The organism is Marinobacter sp. 1-3A (assembly GCF_016597775.1).
GTDB classification, from domain to species: Bacteria; Pseudomonadota; Gammaproteobacteria; order Pseudomonadales; family Oleiphilaceae; genus Marinobacter; species Marinobacter xiaoshiensis.
In genome coordinates this window covers 25901-44295 of record NZ_VCGZ01000015.1, presented here as the reverse complement: position 1 = coordinate 44295, position 18395 = coordinate 25901, and the positions used below count along the sequence as shown (strand labels likewise).

Below are 18395 nucleotides of genomic sequence, written 5' to 3'. Positions count from 1 at the left end.
AGTCGCCAGGTCAGAAATTGCGAGCCCGTTGGGCCAACGACACTGAATCCGGAAAAATGCGCCGTAGAAAAAGACGCGGCTTAAACACAGAAACAGTGTCAACTATCTTGAAAAACACCGCACCCGCCAGCGTTGCGATAACAATAGCCTTACGAGGAGAAGTGACTTTGCTTGTGATCGCATCCAGAAAGCGATCCACCAATGGCGTTTTAGCCAGTACATACCCGGAAATCAGAATGATCGCCATCTGCATGGCAAATGATAGAAGCGACCAGAAGCCATCGCCCCACAGCGTGACCGCTTTCGCCACCGAAACCCCTTCCGCAACCACCGCAAGACCGATCGTGAGAAGCGTAAGCGCTATTGCGATCACAAAGGCATCAGGCATATACCTGTGCACCAGGTTAGTAAAAAAGGTAACTAATGCTCTCATTTCCGCTCCTGTTTTTTTTGTATTAAGTGCGCCGAAGGGTCATCTCAGCCAACGGACTACCCACGCCCATCTTCGCTGTTTATCGACAGCTTTAGAATTCGCTTTTTTTGAAAGGTCCCTTAAGGCACTAAAAATACAGAACTTTCTGACATAGACACAAAAGAAAACCAATAGGCGCGGGTGCCGCCAATCCATTTTCGACCAAGCGGACTAAAGACGGTTATCGTTGGCTTGTATAACGAAGAGGTAAAACTGAAAAGTGGCGGGTGAGCACTACTCGTGGTAGGAGAGGCCCGTCAGTATTACCTGACGAGCCATCAAAGCCAGCGCTGGCAACTTAGAAATTTATTTCTCCCAAGGGTAACCAGAGGCCTCCAGCTTATCTTGGTAATTCTTCAGCAAATCAATATAGTTGGCCCATATTTTCTCGCCGGACAGCCCCATATCATTAGCTTCTGAAATCCAGCTATCACGGTACTTTAGCGTAGCATCGAGTATTTTCTGACGCTCACCCTCGGAAATACGAGTAACTGGTACAACTTTTCCGAAAGTACCATTATTAAGACTATTTTCAACATCACCGGCGTCTTCAATTATTAGTTTGGCAAAGTGATCTATCATATTAGATCCTGCCTGAAGCATAATTTTCTGCTGACCTTCGTTGAGGTCTGACCACACGTACTGGTTCATTACTATCGCAAATCCAAGTAACTGTCCCCAGTCAACACGGGTAACGGTCTCGACGACCTCGTATGTCTTGTATGCTCTCATGGTATAAAAATAACTTCCGAGACAATCCAGAAGCCCGCTATCAAGACCTTGGTAAACCTCACCAAAAGTCATGCTTACCATGCTACCACCAAGATCCGATAACACATTACTGTATGTACCAGTAGCCCGGATACGTTTACCCTTTATATCTTCTACTGAAAGGATCTGGTTACCTGCAGTACACTCAAACTGAACGCCAGACGTACTGAAATTACTGAGATATACCAATGACTGATTGCCAAGTGATTGCTTGAGCTGTTGGTCTGTAGTCATCAAATCAAACATCGCTCTCATGCCGACCCACGGGTCGGAGTATTCGAGGGGGATATCACCGATTCCTAGGGCTCTTAGCTCCTGTGGCTCATAGGAAGACAACACGCTGCCCAGATCTGCACTTCCTGCTGAGACGCCCTCCATTACGCCACTCCATTTCAAAAGAGCGCCCCCCAATGGATATCAATTATTAGATTTCCAGAGGAAAGCCTTTCCACTTCATCGGCAAAGAACTGGACAGCTTCAGCACGAGTTCCACGATTTGGACCAGCCTCAGCATAACGCAGTGTGACGGCTGCGGAGGCTTGTGAAATGCCACCAAATATTAATAACACAACCATCACAAACCACCTGATTTCATGCACCATACTCAAATCTCCAGATCATATTGTTTTGCTTTTATTGAGAGCAGAAGAGATATTGTTCTGCACCATTCAAAACTAGTACCCTTTGAAAATACAACAAATACCTATGCTGGATAGAATCCATATAAAAATAGACTACCTGGAACCCTAGCAAGGGATTGATTGATACTAAAAACGCAGAGATATCTCTACTATCTTCGAGAATTCAGGAAATGACCATCATTAAAAGAGGAAACCAATGCCAGACTTACTGAGTGAAGAAAAAAATGACGTTTTGACTATTACACTGAATCGCCCCGAAAAACTCAACGCGCTCAGCCCCTCTATGCGCCAGGAGCTTCTGAATTTACTGCAGCAACAGTCCACACGCCTCTCGTGCAGGGCCCTTCTAATTCAGGCTAACGGTCGGGGGTTTTGTACAGGAGCAGATGTCCAGCCAGATAAAATCCTCGGGCGGCGTGACACTATCGGGGATGAAGTCGAAGCAGGAATAAACCAGATCATAAGACTGATCACTCAGCTTCCAGTACCGGTCATTGCCGCGGTAAACGGCCCTGCAGCCGGAGCTGGAGTAAGCCTGGCCCTGGCAGCTGACCTGATGGTGGCTAACAGGGATGCTACTTTCCACCTATCATTTGCCCGTATAGGGGCAGTGATGGATGGTGGATGCTCATGGTTTCTGACCCGGGCCATAGGTGCAAAACGGACCGCATCACTAGCACTCACTGGAGGTAAATTTACAGCACAGCAAGGGCTTGCATGGGGGCTTATTCATCAAATCGTCGATAATGATAAGCTTGAGGAAACTTCCTGCTCGCTCGCAAAGGACCTGGCCTCGGGGCCAACAAAGGCGCTGGGGCTGATTAAGCGCGAAATTGAAAAGGCTAACGTAGAGGACCTGGATAGCGCCTTAAGTTTTGAGGCGAAGTGCCAGCAAATAGCCTTCAACACGGATGACTTTGCTGAAGGAATACGCGCACATCAGAGCAAGCAAAGGCCTGAATACACTGGGCAATAAACAACGGGCACAGCATACGCCGCAGTCCAGCCTTCGACTAGTCTGCGGCGTTAACCTCGCGCCTCCACAAATTTACCCAGCTCACTCAACAATCATTTTCCTGACAGCCGACTTCAGAATCTTGTTAACAGACGAAATCGGCAAAGGCTCATCGACAAAAGTCACTGCAACAGGGCATTTGTAATGTGCAATAAGCTCACGACAATGGTCCTTTATATCCTGCTCGGTCGCACTGCCGGGCTCTGCCAACCTTACAACCGCATGGACAGCCTCGCCCCACTTTTCATGGGGAATACCAATCACTGCACACTCAACTACACCCGGATATCGTGACAGTACATTCTCGACCTCGATCGGATACACATTCTCTCCACCGCTGACAATCATGTCTTTGATCCTGCCAGACAGGAAAAGATATCCACCTTCATCAAAGTAACCACTATCCCCGGTGTAATACCAACCATCACTCAAAACAGCTTCTGTGAGCTCAGGCGCCCGCCAATACCCTTTCATCACGTTAGAGCCCTTTACTGCAATCTCACCCACCTGCCCTACAGGCAAAACCTTTCGCTGCGAATCTACAATTCGGACATGGTTATGGAATACTGGGCGCCCCACAGACTCAAGACGTGTCAACCTTTCGGGTGCGAGAGAGTGGTCATCACCATCGAGTACGCAAACCACGGGCGATGCCTCTGTCATACCATAAGACTGGGCAAACGAAACGCCGGGCAATTCCTTCAAGGCCCGCTCAAGTAAAGCAACCGGCATCGGTGCCGCGCCATAAGTAATCAGGCGAAGGCTGGAAAATTCAAAGTCAGAAAACTGAGGATGTTCAAGCATCATCTGCAACATGGTGGGCACGATCTGCATTGTATTGACGCGGTACCGTTGCACCGCATCCATGACGGCCATCACATCAAACCGAGACAAAATGACAGAATGGGTGCCAGTCATAGTTACTGTGAACACCCGGGACCCTGCTGCGGTATGGAACAAAGGGCTCGCCAGCAAGTGGGTTTCCCGTTCCGTCATCCGATACCAGGATAATCCCCCCAATGCGTTCGTGAACTGGTTATTATGAGTGAGCATGACTCCCTTTGACCGTCCCGTCGTACCACCGGTATAAAAAATCACAAGGGTGTCATCACCACTACTGCCGACGGGGCACTGCGCATGAGGTGGAGACAAAAGATTTTCGTACCCTTCCATATTTGCCGGAGGTGCACCATTACCAGTATAGATGATGGTCTTCAGCCAAGGACAGGCATCCAGCAACATATGAGCCTGCTCAAGGTGATGTTCGTCTACTAACAAGAGCTCAGGCCGGGCATCTTCCATACAGGCAATCATCTCAGAGATGGAGAGCCGGAAGTTCAGAGGTAACGCGATAGCGCCTGCTTTGGGGGCAGCGAAAAAAAGCTCAAAACACCAATGCGAATTGAAACCCAGATAGGCGATACGATCCCCCGCAACAACTCCTTTCGCGGCTAACACGTCTGCAAAGCTGCAACAGCGCTGATAAGTCTCTCGCCAGCAGAAGGTTCGATCTTCAAATGTTACAGAAGGGCTGTCCGGCCATAGTTCGGCAGCCCTCTCCAGCAGATTCTGAACGGCGATAGATGATGCTTGCCCTGAATCACAACCAAGTTTTGCTGAAGACATCATAACTCCCGATAAAACTTATTTTTTGACGCAACATCAAGCACAGCTTTGACCCGGATTATGCTTACCTTAGTCCATACCAATGAGCGCCCCGAGAATCGACCGAAAACTCAACTGCTCCCTCACTGATAAGATAATTCAGACAAGCCAGAGCTTCGCCTGTCGCAAGATTAAAGATCATGAAGTTATCGTGATTTATATGGCGGCCGAAGATGACCTCGAACAGATCAACAACTCTCTTTGGTCCTTCTGATAACGCATCTCGTAAACGATTGAAAGCTTCTTCCTGGCTATGCAGTAAGCTATCAATCCGTGCATGCAACCCTTCAAAACAACGTTGATGGGCCGGTAAGACGAGCACATCATCTGGCACTTCGTTTTTGAGTTTTCGCAATGAGGCAAGCCAATCCTCCATTGGATTTGCATTGGGCTCTAAAGGAGTCACCGATACGTTAGATGAGATTCCGGGCAGCACCTGATCCCCCGAAATGAACAGGCCGCTCTTTTCTGAATAAAGACATGCATGCTCTGGAGAGTGGCCGCTTCCAACGATCACTTTCCACTCATGGCCTCCAAATTGATGGCACTGGCCTTCTTCAAGGCGCCTATAGCTTCGGGGCAACCGATAGATGCGCTTGCCATAATTAGGGTAATGGTTCAGGTAACCTTCTATCGCATCATCCGACCACCCTGCCGCTATCTGAAATTCTCTAAAGTCATCAGGCGTTTGATCGTCCTCCGCATGGGAGATCATTGTCTGACAGGTATGATACTCCGTCCGGGTCATCCAGAACTCTTCAGCACCACTCTCCATCAACCAGCCAGCCAAGCCGACATGATCTGGGTGCAGGTGGGTGACAATAACACGCTTGATACGCATCCCATCCGGCATTTCAGCCATGAGAGCTCGCCAAGCATCTCTGGCTTCCGGGGTATTCATACCAGTATCTATCAGAGTAAACCCATCTGCATCGCGTAGAAGCCAGACATTTATGTGATTCAGCTTCCCTGCCAGCGGAATGCGAGCCCAGTATACATTCGGCGCTACCTCCAACATTTCGGCCTGCCCCGGGCTGTACCTTACACCCTGCACTTTCGCAGCTGCCTCAGACATTAGCTGCGCTCTCCTCGAACGCTTCGTCCTGCAGTTTTCTCCACATGATCTTACCGGTACCGGATTTGGGTAGCGCGTCTACAATCTGCACAGAGGTGGGCACCTTATACACAGCCATATTCTCCCTGCACCAGGCAATTATATCGGCCTCTGAAATATTTTCAGGCGCGTCCATTTTCAGAACGACCAGCGCCCGCGCAGTCTCGCCACGCTTCGGATCCGGGGCTCCAATCACGCAAGCTTCCTGTATATGCGGGTGACCATACATAATACTCTCAACTTCCGCCGGCCATACTTTGAACCCAGACGCATTGATCATGCGCTTGAGCCGGTCAACCATAAAGAAATAGCCTTCATCATCGATGTAGCCCAGATCCCCCGTGCGCAGAAATCGCTTGCCGTCAATTTCTAAGAAAGTCTTCTCCGTAGCTTCAGGGTTGTTCCAGTAGCTGAGCATAACCTGGTTACCGTGCAGAACAATTTCACCTGTCTCGCCCTGAGGCAATTCCTTGAGCGTAGACGGATCGACAATTCGTGCGTCCACATTAAAGCTGGGAATGCCAAGACATTGCCGTTTGCCCCGCTCTACCGGGTTACCCAAAATGAAGGCCGCTGTCTCGCTCAGCCCATAAGCCTCGTTGTAGGAGATATCAAATTCATCCCTCAACTTTTTGGAGATTGCTTCAGGCATTGCTGCACCACCACCCATCAATCGAGTCAGGCTTGAAATGTCCCGACCCGCCAAAGCGGGGTTCGAAAAGAAATCCACAATCATAGAAGGGGGCGCACTCCAGACACTCACCCCATAACGTTCAATCAGCGTCAGTGCAACATCTCGGTCCCAGCGCTGCATCAACACAGAGGTGGCGCCAGTCAGCAGTGGCGAATTCATACCGCCTTGCATGCCGAGGAAATGAAATAGGGGAGCTATCGCCAGAGCCGTCTGTGCCGACGAACCACCGCGCCAGATCTTCGAACTTTCAATCGAAGCCATCACTGTGAAGTGTGAGTGAACGCACCCCTTTGGGTTTCCAGTGGTTCCAGACGTATAACCGATCACAGCCAGATCTTCACTGTTACCAGAAAACACCTCCGGCTTATGGCTCTCGGCCAGTGCATCTGCCCACAGCACAATGCCAGCACCGGAATGTGGAACCCGGGGTTCCTGGACCGCAGCCGGAAGGTTAAGATCCGTATCCTCCTCAATGTAATCAGAATAGGTGTGGACAATCAGATGATCCAGATCCCCGGCAAACAAAAGTGGCTCCGCGTTACTGAACAATTCCTGCGCCGCGAGGGCCACTCTTGCGCCACTGTCAGTTACACAGTAGCGCAGCTCCTCACCAAGGTTCATCGGGTTCACCGGCACGACCACACCTTGGGCGCGTAAAACAGCGTAATACCCGATCACAAACTGAGGGCAGTTCTGCGAATACAGTGCCACCCTGTCCCCGGGCTTAACCCCGCATACTTTCTGCAGGTAACCTGCCAGCAACTCGACCTGTTGCGACAATTCAGAATAGGTCAACACAGTGTCATAAAACACAACTGCTGGTTTGTCAGGGTAACGTCTGGTGGCCACCTCAAGGTTATAGTAAAGACTTGTCCTCGGGATATGGAGCTCTTTGGGGAACCCTTTGGGCCAATACCCATGTGTCGCAGCACTCATATTTATTCTCCTGCGTTAACGTCTATTTTCTCAATTTCCGAAATTCTGACTTCTTAGTCAGAACATTTTTCTTGCTATCAGCTCTTTCATTATCTCGTTAGAGCCGCCATAGATCTTGCTGACCCTGGCATTGGCGTACATCTTCGCGATCGGATACTCGAGGATATAACCGTAGCCACCGTGCAACTGAAGACACTCATCAATTACCTCGCAGTTCTTTTGGGTGGTCCACCACTTTGCCATTGCTGCGGTAGTCGTATCGAGCTCGCCGGCCAGCAGCTGCATCATGCACTGATCAACAAACGTGGTCGCAATCGTGGCAACGGTCTGACATTCAGCAAGTTTGAAGCGGGTGTTCTGCATTTCACTGAGGCTCTGGCCGAACACTTCCCGTTGACGGACATACTCACGGGTAAACTCAATAGCCCGGTGCATACTGGCCTGGGCACCCAGAGCGATGATCATCCGCTCCTGCGGCAGCTGTTGCATAAGCTGGACGAAGCCTTTTCCTTCCTCTGCTCCAAGTAAGTTACTCGCCGGCACCCTAACGTCATCAAAAAAAAGTTCTGCAGTGTCTTGAGCTTTCTGGCCGATTTTCTCCAGCAACTTACCCCGCCTGAACCCCTCAACCTCATCCGTTTCAACCATGATCAGCGATATGCCCTTGGCTCCCAGCTCAGGGTTGGTCTTGGCAACAACACAGATCAGATTAGCGTGGTAGCCATTGGTAATGAACGTTTTAGAACCGTTGATTACATAGTCCTTACCATCTCGGGCCGCCTTGGTCCGAACACTTTTAAGATCGGAACCAACCCCTGGCTCAGACATGGCAATCGCAGCCACCAACTCACCGGTTGCCATGCGTGGCAGCCATTTCTGCTTCTGCTCTTCACTGCCATAGGCGAGGATATAATGCGACACAATGCCGTTATGCACACCAATACCAAAGTTGACCAAGGCCCGGGTAATTTCGATGTTGATGATGGCCTCATGGGTAAAATCACCGCCGCCGCCGCCATATTGCTCCGGAATACTTGCACACAGCAGGCCCATTTCACCGGCGCGGGACCAGGCCTCTCGATCAACAAAACCCTGTTTTCCCCAGCGGTCCTGATTAGGCACGAATTCCTTTTCCAGGAATTTGCGTACCGAATCACGGAAAATTTCCAGCTCTTCAGTCATCCACGGAGATCTGTACTGTTGGTCCAAAATTTTGTCCTCTTTATTTGTTATTCAGGCCACTTGGCTCAAGAACTCAACTCCAGAGTAAAAGCCAAACAGACTTTCCCCAATGGCAATAATGAATGTTTTCATTAGCAATTCTGGTAACGGCTACTGCTTGCACCTTTCATCAGCCAGGCCGGCAACAGTGCAAATCCAAAAATCAATGCCAGAACCAGAAAGCTATCCCTGAAACCACTCTCATATCCCTGAAACCAGACCAACTCCCCCAACTGATACCGAGCAAACATCCCAACCAGCTCCGGGCTGAGGCCAACCGCCTGATACCCGTTTTCAATGGCCGTGAGCCATTGACTGGTTACAACATTTCCTGATGTCTGGGTGCTGGCAATCGCTGCTGCGTGAAAAGAACTTCGCCACTCCAGAACGACAGCCAGTACGTTCACCCCAACAGCCCCCCCTAACTGCCGGGCAAAGTTGTTTGCTCCGGCCCCCTGGCTCAGTAAATGATCCGGAAGCACCTTTAACGACCCGGTACTCAAAGACGGCATTCCCAGCCCTAGTCCCAAGCGCCCCACCAACACCCAGCCGCCGAGTACCCAGGGCAAGGTGCTCACATCCACCTTGGCCAGTTCCCAGCAGGACCATGCAAAGAGCATCACACCTAAAGCAATCAGGATACGGGCCTGATAGAGATCACTCATTTTGCCGGCAATGGGAAAAATGAACCCCATCGCAAGTCCCGCGGGCATCAGCAGAAGGCCTGAGGCTGTCGCGGTGAAACCCTGAATTTCCTGTACAAACAAAGGCACCAGATAAGTTGAACCAAACAGCCCGGCACCGTAACAAAAGGCCACCAAAGATCCTGCCGCAAACCCGGGGTTGGCAAAGATCCTCACTGCCAGAAGTGCTTTGTCACTTCGCCACTCCCAAACAACAAAGATCACCGCAGCCGCAATTGCGAGCGCGCCGCCCCCCGCAATTGAAAACGAATTCCAGCCCAGACGCTGGCCGTTCGACAGTGTCCACAACAACGCAGAAAGAGCAGTGCACAAAAGGAGAAAGCCGGCCCAATCAAAGGGGCTACGTACGGAGTCTGACTCACGGTCAGGCGCAAAAAAGAGCGCCAGAACTATTCCAACGAGACACGCTGGTAGCGGCAGAAAAAAAACTGCCCGCCAACTCATCAGATCAACAAGAAAGCCTCCCAAGGCAGGGCCGACAGCGGGTCCGAGAATGACGCCCAGACCATAAACCCCCATACCTAATCCCCGTTGATCAGACGGAAATACGCGAAAAATAACAGTCATAGCCAAGGGCTGAATAATACCCGCCATTGCCCCCTGCACCACCCGGGAAACAATGACCATATCTTCGTGCACGCTCATGCCGCCAATCGCCGCAGCAAGCATGAAAATGACCATCGCACCAATATAGGCAGCCTTCATCCCAAAGGATTCAAGCACCCACGAACTCAACAGCATAAAAGACGCCATGGCCGCCAGAAATCCGGTCGAAAGCCACTGAGCCTTGGTTTGGGCAATTCCAAAATTGCCCATGACGTCCGGAATGGCTACATTGACAATGGTTGCTGCAAGCGTCATCGACAACGTACCAAGCATGACCGTCAAAGTGCTTAGCCACTTGTAGGCAGGTCCGTAGCGATCAAACAGCTGATCAATCCCGGACACGTATTCCAACCTCGACCATCATGCCCGGGCGTAGCCGCTGGTCAGGCGCATCAAAGCGAATGCGAACAGGTATACGCTGGGTGGTTTTAGTGAAATTACCACTGGGATTCGGGCTGGGAATCAGCGCAAACTCGCTGGTGGTTGCATAGCCGACCCTGATCACCTCACCCTGAAACGTATGTTCCGGCATTGCATCTACGGTGATCACCGCAGCCTGGCCCGAGGAAACCTTCCGGATAACCGTCTCCTTGACATTGGCCTCCACCCAAAGAGAGTCCGGCGAATAGGCTAGCATCAGCGTCTGCCCCACCTGCACAAACTCACCCTGTTCGACAAAAACCTTGGTGACCCGACCAGACAGCGGGCTGCGCACACTGTGGTCCTGAAGTCTCAGGCGAAGCCTTTGCTCCTCTGCGTCAAGCTCAGCAATTTCCTGAGTGACAACACCCTTTTGTCCGGCAAGCACATCCTTGCGCGCCAAAGAGGCTCGGGCCTTCTCCAAAGCTGCCTTTGTTGACCGGAGCTCGCTTCCCGCAAAACTGACTTTGACATCTGCTTGCTCTCGCCGATAAACCGCATCTGCGAGCTGCTGCGCTGAAACCATTGCGTTTGCAGTCATTCCCTCCAAACGCCTCAAGTCAGCGGCAGCCTTTTTAAGCTCCAGGTTAGCCTGATTAAGTTCAATCTGAGCCCTCGCTACGGCTTCCTCAGCCAGAAGCAGTTCGGCCCGGTCTACAGCTGCAACATAGGCCAATTCTGCGTCAAGACGATTCTGCTCCGCGCGCAACGTGGCCTGCCGACTCACCAGGACTTCCAGTTCCAGGCGGAGCTCTCCACTGTCAATGGTAACCAGCGATTGAGACTTTGCGACCTCATCGCCCTCATTAACTGCGACATGCTCCAGCCACCCCGGCAACCTGGATGCTACGGCAACCATGTCGCTCTTGATTCGGGCATCCACTACGTGCACATGACTAACCCGGTAAAAAAACCACTGGGCAACAAGCAGCAACAACACGACAACCGATACCAGAGTGACCAAAAGCCTCGCTGTCACCCGGCCTTGAATGTGCGACATCCTCATCACAGGATTGGGCATGGTCTCGTCCTTTTTGTGATTCTTGTGGACTAAAACGTTGTACGGCTAGCGCAGCATCGAGGCTTAAGCGACGCGCGCCAAGATGCTCCTCGCCATGGCGATTACAGGTGCATCAACCATCTGACCATCGACCTTGAACGCCCCTTCGGCTGATTCTGCAGCGGTTATCACGCGTTCCGCCCACGCCACCTGTTCCTGGGTCGGTGCAAATCCTGACTGCACAGGTCCAACCTGCTTCGGGTGAATACACAACATACCGCCAAAGCCCATGTTGCGAACCCGGCGAGCACGCTGTGTCACCGCATCAGGGTCATCAAAGACCGGAAACACGGTCTCAATCGGCGCCGGAAGTCCCGCAACTCGGGAAGCAATCAGCAATTGATACCGGCAATGGTCGAGAATTACCTGGGCGCCTTCAGTTCCCCCTTCAATGCCCAGGTCATCGCTCAGGTCAAGCCCCCCATAACTGAGCCTTTCGACCCCTCTGGCTGCCGCAATCTCATTCACAGACCTGATGCCCAACGCCGTTTCGATCAGAGGAATCACTGGCTTTCCCACCTCTGCAGCAGAAACAATATCAGCGGCGGACTCCGCTTTCGGCAACACGATTCCTGCAACGTTTGTATGCCTGCGACACAGATCAATATCTGCAGAATACTCCGCGGTTCCACGAGCATTCACACGTACGAAAACCGCAGATTCCGGATTCGTGGCCAGGAAAAGGTCCAGAGCAGCCCGGGCCTCCTCCTTTGCTCCCGCTGGGACAGCATCTTCAAGATCCACGATCACCGCAGCGGCACCGGAAGCAACTGCCTTAGGGATGCGTTCAGGCTTCGTTGCCGGAACAAAAAGCATGGTGGTCAAGTCGTTGGCGGTCATGGCCAGACTCCTGTTAACAATGGATAGGGCGTCAGACGACGCCCTGATTAATAAAGTTATGCGTTTGATTCTCGCTGTAGCCCAATTCACTGAGAATCGCTGTCGTGTGCTCGCCCAAGTCAGGAACGGCGGAAACGGTCTCATCAAACCAGATTCCAGGTGCCTTCAATGATGGAATGACACCAGCAGGTGTTTGCACTTCCTGCCAGCGGCCGCGGGCCTGAAGTTGTGGGTGAGCCCACACATCTGCCATATTGTTTACCAAAGCATTGGCGATACCGGCATCATCGAGGCGGTTGAGCACATCTTGCGTCGACATTGAGCGGAATGCGTCGGTTATCCGAGCCGAAAGCTCAACCCGGTGTTCCGACCTTAAAGGCACATCCACATAAAGGGGATCAGACGCCAGACTGCCATCTTGCAAGACCTGCTCACAAAAGACCCTCCACTCCCGGTTATTCTGCAGACCCAGCATCACCACGCCGCCATCACCAATAGAAAACGGGCCGTAGGGGTAGATTGTTGCGTGGGAAGCTCCGGCTCTGGGAGGTGGCTGCGCCCCTTCAAAACTGTAATAGAGAGGGTGTCCCATCCACTCGACCAGACATTCGAGCATCGACACATCTATGTGAGATCCTTCGCCAGTCCGAGCCCGCAGCAAAAGTGCCGACATAATTGATGAGTATGCGTACATACCCGCTGATATATCAGCGACAGAGCAACCCGCCTTGGCCATCCCGCCTTCTTCAGGGCTTCCGGTGACCGACAAGAACCCACTCTCACTCTGGATAAGAAGGTCATAAGCCTTCTTATCCTGATAAGGGCCACCCTGCCCATAACCCGAGATGTCACAAACAATCAGCCCCGGATATCTGGAATGAAGCGTGGAGAAGGATAGCCCCAGACGCGTACACGCACCCGGCGCCAGATTCTGAACAAACACATCCGCTGTCGATAGAAGCTGGTGAAGGATCCGCTGCCCGGCCTCTGACTTGACATTAAGCGTCAAGCTTTCCTTTGACCGATTCGCCCAGACAAAGTGCGAAGACAAGCCTTTAACCCGGGTGTCGTAGCCCCGGGCGAAGTCGCCTTCGCCCGGCCGCTCGATCTTGATGACCCTGGCTCCCTGCTCCGCCAGATGGCGGGTACATAAAGGAGCGGCAACCGCCTGCTCAAGCGCTACAACGGTCACCCCCTCCAAAGGAAGCTGTCTTCGACTTTCCATCTCCACAATACCATCCCGAACCGCAGATTCTCAGAATGAACGAGGCAACTCCAACAAGTGCTCCGCAACGTAAGACAGGATCAGGTTGGTTGAGATAGGCGCAACCTGATACAGGCGGGTTTCGCGGAACTTCCGTTCAACGTCGTACTCATTCGCAAAACCAAATCCGCCATGGGTCTGCAGGCACGCGTTAGCCGCCTCCCAGGAAGCCTCAGCCGCCAGATATTTAGCCATGTTGGCACTGGCGCCGGCGTTGCGGCCGCTGTCGTATTCTTCACACGCTCTCCAGCGCATCAGGTCTGCGGCCTCAACGTTTATGTGCGCCTTGGCAATCGGGAACTGAATCCCCTGATTTTTACCGATAGGACGACCAAACACTTCCCGGTTATTGGCGTAGTTTCTGGCCTTTTCGATAAACCAGCGGCCATCGCCAATGCACTCGGCGGCAATCAGGGCCCGTTCTGCGTTCAAGCCATCAAGGATATAACGGAAGCCTTTGCCTTCTTCTCCGATCAGGTTCTCCGCCGGAATTTCCAGGTCGTCAAAAAACAGCTCGTTGGTTTCGTGATTGACCATATTGGCAATCGGTTGAACGGTCAGGCCGTTACCAATAGCTTCGTGCAGATCGACAATAAAGATCGACATGCCCTCAGCTTTACGGGTCACTTCTTCCAGCGGCGTTGTCCGGGCAAGCAGAATCATCAGGTCCGAATGCTGGATTCTGGAGATCCACACTTTCTGACCATTGATGACATATTTGTCGCCCCGTTTAACGGCGGTGGTCTTGATCTTGGTTGTATCCGTGCCGGTCGTTGGTTCGGTTACACCCATGGACTGCAAACGCAGCTCACCTGCAGCGATTCGTGGCAGGTACTTCTGCTTTTGCTCCTCGCTACCATGACGCAACAGAGTAAACATGTTGTACATCTGCCCGTGCACGGTTCCGGAGTTACCACCAGCGCGGTTAACCTCTTCCAGGATGACCGAGGCCTCTGCAACGCCAAGGCCGGATCCGCCATATTCCTCAGGAATCATCGCTGCCAGCCAGCCAGCCTTGGTCATCGCTTCTACAAATTCTTCCGGGAACGCCTTGCGCTCATCAACACCGCGCCAATAGGCCGCATCAAACTCAGCGCACAACCCACGCACACCTTCACGAATATCTTCATATTTTTCCAAAGAAGGGCTAGTCATCTCTCATTTCTCCTCAAATTCAATTTCGGCCTCATGCGCAGGGCCATCCTCATTGGCGGCCCAAAGCAGTGCGCGACTTTCGCCATCCATTCGGCCTTCTACGTTAAAACTTTTATTGACTGTCAGAGGGCGCAAACCACGATAGGACAGTTTTTTCGGACGCAAGCCTGGATTGGCCTCCAGAAATGCCTGCAACATCAAAGTGGCAATCAGCGGACCGTGGACCACCAGATCCGGATATCCTTCCACCGAGGTGGTATACGGATGATCGTAATGAATACGATGGCCATTGAACGTGACCGCGGAATAGCGGAACAATAGCAGGGGTGATGGCGTAATAGCCTGGCTCCACTCTGCATCTTTAATCGGCTTATCCAGAGACAGGCGGGGGGGCGCCGGAGCCTTGTAGACAATATCCTGCTCTTCAGAAATACACAGTTCACCGGCCTGTCGGTATTCATGGCCTACCGTCACAAACAACAATTTACCGGCTCTGCCCACTTTTTCCTGAACGGCAAGAATTTCTGAACTACGCTCAGCCACCACCCCGACTTTAAAGGGCTGGTGAAACTCTACCCGGCCACCTGCCCACATGCGGGTGTCACCCGCAGATTTGGGCAAAAAACCACCGGGGGCGATATGCCCATCCGGCCCCGTTCCGGAAGGTGGAACCGGAATCTGAAAGTATGCCCAATGCCACAAGGGAGCCAGAGAGTCTCCCTCTGCCGGCGCGGTCCTGTCGAGCGTTGCGGCAATACGTTCTGCATGCGCTGGATCAAGCCTGTCACTGCGTGTTTCCCGCTTGCCAATCCAATCTTGTGGTGAACTTGCCATATCAAACCTCTATCAATCTTTATTCTGGATTCTCTATTTTCCTAATAATGCCGTTATACTCTGCGTGTTAGAATTTGTTTTTCCGCAAGGGTCCTTTTGGTTTTCGTGAACATCTTGCTAACCTACCTGCTCCTCCAATACCTAACCGGCTTCGATGACCATGCATTTCAACATTCCCGACCTGAACCTGTTCATCCACGTCGCGGAGGCGAGCAGCCTGACCAGCGGTGCTCGCCGGGCCAACCTCTCAACCGCTGCTGCGAGCATGCGCATCAAATCCCTTGAAGGTCAGCTCGAAACCCGGCTGTTTTACCGTGACAGTCAGGGCGTGGAACTGACACCTGCCGGACACGACCTGCTCATCCATGCCCGGGCTATCATGCGGCAGGTCGACTACATCCGAGATGAGTTTTCGCAGTATGCCGAGGGCCAGTCCGGCCACTTACGAATCTTTGCCAACACAACCGCGGTTAGCGATTTCATGCCCGATGTATTGGCACGCTTTCTGGTTGAACGCCCTGGTGTGACCATTGACCTACAAGAGCGCATGACCCATGAAATTATTCGTGGCGTGCTTGACGGCTCCTCAGACCTTGGCGTTATCGCCGGCCCCTTAAAAGATGCAAAAAAGCTCCAGGTCATTCCCTTCAGCGTCGACCGACTGGTGCTGGTAACACCGCATGATCACGAACTTGCCAGGCAGACAACGATCACGTTCAGGGAGAGCCTCGGCCATCCACATATCGGCCTACATGAAACCAGCACCCTGTTTCAGTTTCTGAAAAGTCAGGCCCACGATGCCGGCCTTGAGCTTCAAATGCGCATCCAGGTTTACGGCTTTGAATCCGCCTGCCGCATGGTCAGCAGAGGTGTAGGCATAAGTATCCTGCCCCGCTCTATTGCACATCGTTACGCTGCCTTCATGGATATCCACACTGTTGAACTTGCAGATGACTGGGCCGAACGGGAACGCAGCCTGATTGTCAGGGAGCTGGACGCACTGCCTAAGTGTGGCAAAGCCCTGATCGAACAATTCCAGAGCCTTGCCGGGGAGTCTGGCAATTAAGCCCGGCAACCCAGAAACACCTAGCTTCGATGAAATACGCCGGCTCGTCGTTCGGATACCGCCTTCATTCCCTCTAAATGATCCCGCGTGTTAGCCAAACGAACCTGCTCTGCAAACTCATGCTCAAGATGAGATTTCAACTCGTCCGCCAAGCCATGGCGTAAGGTAGAGCGGGTTGACTCAACCGCAAGCGGTGCGCAAAGGGCGATCTCGGTGGCCAGCTCGATAGCAGCGGAACGAACCTCTCCCGCATCGACCAGCAGATCGGCCAAACCGAACCGAAGCGCCTCTTCGCCCTTGATTCGGCGCCCGGTCAGCAACATCAGGTTTGCGCTTTGCTGGCCAATCAACCGCGGAAGAACCAGACTGATCCCGAAGCCAGGGTGAACCCCAAGTTGAACGAAATTCGCCGCAAAACGAGTTTCATTACAAACGACCCTAAAATCGGGAACGAGTGCCAGGCCAAGCCCACCACCAATCGCAGGCCCCTGGATAGCCCCGACAATAGGCTTTCTGAAACGATATAGTCGCAGCGCTGCCTGATACAGGGTTAATGCGTTACTCTCAGCATTGTTATCGAACAGGTCCGATCCACCACCAGAAAAATCTGCGCCTGCGCAAAACACCCGCCCCTGAGCAGCCAACACAACAGCGCGGCAAAGATCGTTCGCCTCCAGGTTTTCGAGAACATCTGCCAGATGCTCTATCAGCTCCACATCGAAAAAATTAGTGGGAGGACGACATATCTCAACCAGCACCACGTGCTCAGTACACCACTGCACATTCAGATCTTTATAAACGGTCACAACACACTCTCCATCTCTTATCGGGTGGCGAAATCCCATGCCAGCCCAAATACCGAACTTTCCGGGCCAGCCTGAACTTCGTCTTTAATCATGAAACCGATACGCTCAGACCAATAAAACTCAGACCCAAACTCCTCCCGCCAATTCCAGACCCGGCGGGTAAAGTGTTGTAATGGGTACTCATAACTAAATCCCATCGCGCCATGGGCCTGATGCGCATCCTGGGGCACTTTTCGGGCCGCCTCCCCAGCAAGAACCTTGGCAGTAGCGATAGATATCGCAGTGGAGTGATCACCAAGCAGAGGATGCTCACAAGCCCCAAGCATCCTTGTAGCTTGCTGTACTGCGGCGCCTGCCAGAGCTGTTTCCCCGGCGATATCTGCTATACGATGCTGAATAGCCTGGAACTTCCCAAGAGCTCTCCCGAACTGCTTTCGCTCCGCTACATATGCAGCTGTCAGGACGCTCACTCTATCGAGTGCACCGGCAATCTGTGCCGCGCGCACCAGTGCACAGAACTGTCGAACACCATCCTCGCTGATAGTCTTGATACGCCCGGACAACTGGCTTGGTATCGCCGACCGTAAAATCACCCTGGTCCGCACCTCTCCGGCAAGGTTCCGGCGATGCTCCAGATCAATAGTTGAAGGCGCAAAAGAAGCTATTCGCAGATACCCTTTTTCCAGCACAGGAACCACAATCACAGAGGCTTCCTTTGCCCCGGAAGCCATCTCTATAGTGCCGTCCACCTCACCGCGCTCAGACACAGGAAGTGCACCTCCATCGTAGCCCAGGGCAGCCCAACCACCCGGGACCGAAAGCCCACTGACTGCCAACAGAAGATTTGCCACGAGGGTTTCTGCAAGAGGCAAAGGAAGGGCGTAAGACGCAGATTTGCGGATCAAGTCAAAGCCAAGCGTCAGTGACCCACCGACTCCCCCAAAGTGCTCTGGCACCCACGCCATCGGAAGCCCGGAGTCCATGACTGCTTCAGCGAGCTCAGCAGATACAACACCCGCTTCATGTCGGGCGACAGCCTCAGTGGTGCAGAAATCACTCATCAGCCGTTCGGCAGCATCAAGAATCAGAAGGTCTGTCTCGTTCATAACAT

The 18395-nt window shown here is 52.5% G+C and carries 17 protein-coding genes; 2 read left to right on the top strand and 15 right to left on the bottom strand.

Going from position 1 to position 18395, the window contains the following annotated elements:
- Positions 1 to 10 precede the first annotated feature (10 nt).
- The 3 genes from FE848_RS17640 to FE848_RS17630 all read right to left on the bottom strand — a co-directional run bounded on the left by FE848_RS17640 (position 11) and on the right by FE848_RS17630 (position 1845).
- Positions 11 to 433: a TIGR00366 family protein gene (locus FE848_RS17640; RefSeq protein ID WP_200205175.1), complete on the bottom strand. Its 423-nt coding sequence runs from the start codon at positions 431 to 433 to the stop codon at positions 11 to 13.
- Between the two features lie 345 nt (positions 434 to 778).
- Positions 779 to 1621, bottom strand: a complete 843-nt coding sequence (dctP, locus tag FE848_RS17635) for a TRAP transporter substrate-binding protein DctP (protein WP_200205174.1) — start codon at positions 1619 to 1621, stop codon at positions 779 to 781.
- A 14-nt stretch (positions 1622 to 1635) separates the two neighbouring features.
- Entirely contained in the window at positions 1636 to 1845 is a 210-nt protein-coding gene (locus tag FE848_RS17630; RefSeq protein WP_200205173.1) for a hypothetical protein, read from the bottom strand.
- A 235-nt stretch (positions 1846 to 2080) separates the two neighbouring features.
- Here FE848_RS17630 and FE848_RS17625 point away from each other — a divergent pair, with 235 nt between their 5' ends.
- Positions 2081 to 2860, top strand: coding sequence for an enoyl-CoA hydratase-related protein (locus tag FE848_RS17625; RefSeq protein ID WP_200205172.1), 780 nt, complete (start codon positions 2081 to 2083; stop codon positions 2858 to 2860).
- An 81-nt stretch (positions 2861 to 2941) separates the two neighbouring features.
- Here FE848_RS17625 and FE848_RS17620 read toward each other — a convergent pair whose 3' ends face one another.
- The 10 genes from FE848_RS17620 to FE848_RS17575 all read right to left on the bottom strand — a co-directional run bounded on the left by FE848_RS17620 (position 2942) and on the right by FE848_RS17575 (position 15412).
- Entirely contained in the window at positions 2942 to 4525 is a 1584-nt protein-coding gene (locus tag FE848_RS17620) for a class I adenylate-forming enzyme family protein (RefSeq protein WP_200205171.1), read from the bottom strand.
- Positions 4526 to 4589: 64 nt separating this feature from the next.
- The gene (locus FE848_RS17615; protein WP_200205170.1) at positions 4590 to 5639 is read right to left on the bottom strand and encodes an MBL fold metallo-hydrolase; all 1050 of its coding nucleotides are present in this window, start codon (positions 5637 to 5639) and stop codon (positions 4590 to 4592) included.
- Positions 5632 to 7308, bottom strand: a complete 1677-nt coding sequence (locus tag FE848_RS17610; protein WP_200205169.1) for a long-chain fatty acid--CoA ligase — start codon at positions 7306 to 7308, stop codon at positions 5632 to 5634. Before FE848_RS17610 ends, FE848_RS17615 begins: the two co-directional genes overlap by 8 nt.
- Before the next feature lie 57 nt (positions 7309 to 7365).
- The gene (locus tag FE848_RS17605; protein WP_200205168.1) at positions 7366 to 8490 is read right to left on the bottom strand and encodes an acyl-CoA dehydrogenase family protein; all 1125 of its coding nucleotides are present in this window, start codon (positions 8488 to 8490) and stop codon (positions 7366 to 7368) included.
- A gap of 131 nt (positions 8491 to 8621) precedes the next feature.
- Positions 8622 to 10181, bottom strand: a complete 1560-nt coding sequence (locus tag FE848_RS17600; RefSeq protein ID WP_200205167.1) for a DHA2 family efflux MFS transporter permease subunit — start codon at positions 10179 to 10181, stop codon at positions 8622 to 8624.
- A complete protein-coding gene (locus FE848_RS17595) occupies positions 10168 to 11280 on the bottom strand; it encodes an HlyD family secretion protein (protein ID WP_200205166.1) in 1113 nt (370 codons plus the stop codon). The genes FE848_RS17600 and FE848_RS17595 overlap by 14 nt, the downstream gene beginning before the upstream one ends.
- Positions 11281 to 11343: 63 nt before the next feature.
- Positions 11344 to 12159 (bottom strand): HpcH/HpaI aldolase/citrate lyase family protein, encoded by an 816-nt coding sequence (locus FE848_RS17590; protein WP_200205165.1) that lies wholly within the window; start codon positions 12157 to 12159, stop codon positions 11344 to 11346.
- 31 nt (positions 12160 to 12190) lie between these two features.
- The gene (locus FE848_RS17585) at positions 12191 to 13384 is read right to left on the bottom strand and encodes a CaiB/BaiF CoA transferase family protein (RefSeq protein WP_200205164.1); all 1194 of its coding nucleotides are present in this window, start codon (positions 13382 to 13384) and stop codon (positions 12191 to 12193) included.
- A gap of 30 nt (positions 13385 to 13414) precedes the next feature.
- Positions 13415 to 14578, bottom strand: a complete 1164-nt coding sequence (locus FE848_RS17580; protein WP_200205163.1) for an acyl-CoA dehydrogenase family protein — start codon at positions 14576 to 14578, stop codon at positions 13415 to 13417.
- A 3-nt stretch (positions 14579 to 14581) separates the two neighbouring features.
- Positions 14582 to 15412, bottom strand: a complete 831-nt coding sequence (locus FE848_RS17575; protein WP_200205162.1) for a MaoC family dehydratase N-terminal domain-containing protein — start codon at positions 15410 to 15412, stop codon at positions 14582 to 14584.
- A 160-nt stretch (positions 15413 to 15572) separates the two neighbouring features.
- Here FE848_RS17575 and FE848_RS17570 point away from each other — a divergent pair, with 160 nt between their 5' ends.
- On the top strand, positions 15573 to 16478 hold the full coding sequence (locus FE848_RS17570; protein ID WP_200205161.1) for a LysR substrate-binding domain-containing protein: 906 nt from the start codon (positions 15573 to 15575) through the stop codon (positions 16476 to 16478).
- Positions 16479 to 16498: 20 nt separating this feature from the next.
- Here FE848_RS17570 and FE848_RS17565 read toward each other — a convergent pair whose 3' ends face one another.
- On the bottom strand, positions 16499 to 17284 hold the full coding sequence (locus FE848_RS17565) for an enoyl-CoA hydratase/isomerase family protein (protein WP_200205160.1): 786 nt from the start codon (positions 17282 to 17284) through the stop codon (positions 16499 to 16501).
- 17 nt (positions 17285 to 17301) lie between these two features.
- Complete coding sequence (locus tag FE848_RS17560; protein ID WP_200205159.1) at positions 17302 to 18390, bottom strand: acyl-CoA dehydrogenase; 1089 nt, start codon at positions 18388 to 18390, stop codon at positions 17302 to 17304.
- Positions 18391 to 18395 lie beyond the last annotated feature (5 nt).